The organism is Mesorhizobium sp. M7A.F.Ca.CA.004.04.2.1 (genome assembly GCF_004022825.1).
Classification (GTDB): Bacteria; Pseudomonadota; Alphaproteobacteria; order Rhizobiales; family Rhizobiaceae; genus Mesorhizobium.
Genome location: NZ_RZPH01000906.1, coordinates 1 through 2476 on the forward strand (window position 1 = coordinate 1; position 2476 = coordinate 2476).

Below are 2476 nucleotides of genomic sequence, written 5' to 3' on the forward strand. Positions count from 1 at the left end.
GTTGAGCAGGCCGGCATTGGCGAGCTGGCCGAGGATGGCCATGATACCGCCGGCGCGGTGCACGTCTTCCATGTGCACGTCGGACTTGGCCGGAGCAACCTTGCACAGCACCGGCACCTTGCGCGACAGCGCGTCGATGTCGTCCTGATCGAAATCGATTTCGCCCTCATGCGCGGCAGCCAGGATGTGCAGCACGGTGTTGGTCGAGCCGCCCATGGCGATGTCGAGCGTCATGGCGTTCTCGAAGGCGCCCTTCGAGGCAATGTTGCGCGGCAGAGCCGTCTCGTCATCCTGTTCGTAATAGCGCTGGGCGAGATCGACGATCAGGTGGCCGGCCTCGACGAACAGCCGTTTGCGGTCGGCATGCGTCGCCAATGTCGAGCCGTTGCCGGGCAGCGACAGGCCAAGCGCCTCGGTCAGGCAGTTCATCGAATTGGCAGTGAACATGCCCGAGCAGGAGCCGCAGGTCGGGCAGGCCGAGCGCTCGATGACCTTGACGTCCTCGTCGGAGACCCTGTCGTCGGCGGCCGCCACCATGGCATCGACCAGGTCGAGCGCCTGCGTCTTGCCGGCGAGCACCACCTTGCCGGCTTCCATCGGACCGCCGGAAACGAAGACGGTCGGGATGTTGAGGCGCAACGATGCCATCAGCATGCCGGGCGTGATCTTGTCGCAATTGGAGATGCAGACCATGGCGTCGGCACAGTGAGCATTGACCATGTATTCGACGGAATCGGCGATCAGCTCGCGCGACGGCAGCGAATAGAGCATGCCGTCATGGCCCATCGCGATGCCGTCGTCGACGGCGATGGTGTTGAATTCCTTGGCGACGCCGCCGGCCTTCTCGATCTCGCGCGCGACCAACTGGCCGAGATCCTTCAGATGGACATGGCCCGGCACGAACTGGGTGAAGGAGTTGACCACCGCGATGATCGGCTTGCCGAAATCCGAGTCCTTCATGCCGGTGGCGCGCCAGAGGCCGCGTGCGCCGGCCATGTTGCGGCCATGGGTGGTGGTGCGGGAGCGATAGGCAGGCATGTTTTTTCCTTGGTGGCTGGCCACAGCCAGGCATGGCGCGGCGGAGCTGAATTCGGACCGCAGGCGTTATAGACGCGCAAGCCCGGTCTGGCCACAATTTTGCAATGCGCCAGATTCTCTCAAAAAAATGCGTGGCACTGTCGGATGGCGCACTGCATGCCCGTCCTTGGGCAGACGACATGGAAATGGCACCGCGTTCGGAGTCAGCCGTTTCGCCGTAACGCAACCAAACAACCCGAGGAGCACGACATGCAAAAGATCACCACCTGCCTGTGGTTCGACGGCCAGGCCGAAGAGGCCATGAATTTCTACGTCTCCATCTTCAAGAATTCGAAGGTGCTGAGCGTGATGCGCTGGCCCGAGGGCCACGCCGATGAAGGCAAAGTGCTGGTGACCACGTTCGAACTCGACGGCGTGCAGTTCCAGGCGCTCAACGGCGGACCGCAGTTCAAGCACACCGAGGCGATGTCGCAGTCGATCGACTGCAAGACGCAGGAAGAGGTGGATTACTTCTGGGACAAGCTCATCGAAGGTGGCGGCCAACCGTCGCAATGCAGCTGGCTGAAGGATAAATTCGGCGTCTCCTGGCAGGTTGTGCCGGAGCAGCTGCCGCGCCTGCTGCTGGATCCGGACCGGGCCAAGGCCGGCCGCGTGATGTCAGCGATGATGCAGATGAGCAAGATCGACATCGCCAGGATCGAGGAAGCGGCGAGAGGATAGTCGAGGGTCGGCGCTGCCCCTCATCCGCCCTTCGGGCACCTTCTCCCCGTGAACGGGGAGAAGGGAAAACTGGCGCCTACGCCGCCTTGTCGCGGACCTGATAGTCCTTGATCGTGGCAAACTTGATCGCCTTCCAGCGTTCCGCTTCGTAGTTCAGCGAGAAAGCGTGCTGGGCGAGGAACACCGGATCATTGTCGAGGTCGCGGGCGATGTCACCGCGATGCGCCTCGATGAAGCGAAGCGTCTCGGCTTTGTCGTCGGCCGATATCCAGCAGCAGACTGAAAACCGCGACATCTCGAATTCGACCGGCAGCGTGTATTCGAAGTTCAGCCGTTCCTTCAGCACGTCGAGCTGCAGCGCGCCGACGACGCCGACGATGGCCGGCGAGCCATCCTCCGGCGAAAACAGCTGCACGACGCCCTCCTCTGCCATCTGGTGCAGCGCTTCCTTGAGTTTTTTCGCCTTCATCGCGTCGCCGAGGCGCACACGACGCAGGATTTCCGGGGCGAAATTCGGAACGCCGCGGAACAGTATCTCCTCGCCTTCGGTCAGCGTGTCGCCGATGCGCAGCGTGCCATGGTTGGGGATGCCGACGACATCACCGGCAAAAGCCTCGTCAGCGGTAACGCGGGTCCGGGCAAAGAAGAACTGCGGCGCCGACAACGACATCGGTTTTCCGGTGCGCACCAGCTTGGCCTTCATGCCGCGCTCGAGCTT

2 protein-coding genes and 1 pseudogene are annotated in these 2476 nt (G+C 62.6%); 1 reads left to right on the plus strand and 2 read right to left on the minus strand.

Annotated elements, in window-relative coordinates; translation table 11 throughout:
* Window positions 1–1038 (minus strand): dihydroxy-acid dehydratase (gene ilvD, locus EN893_RS28980; protein ID WP_128361983.1); only part of this gene is annotated, 1038 nt, incomplete at its 3' end.
* Between the two features lie 249 nt (window positions 1039–1287).
* Here ilvD and EN893_RS28985 point away from each other — a divergent pair.
* A complete protein-coding gene (locus tag EN893_RS28985) occupies window positions 1288–1758 on the plus strand; it encodes a VOC family protein (protein ID WP_127266620.1) in 471 nt (156 codons plus the stop codon).
* A gap of 76 nt (window positions 1759–1834) precedes the next feature.
* Here the strand turns inward: EN893_RS28985 and prfC are convergent.
* Window positions 1835–2476, minus strand: a pseudogene (gene prfC / locus EN893_RS28990) (peptide chain release factor 3); the annotation flags it as partial.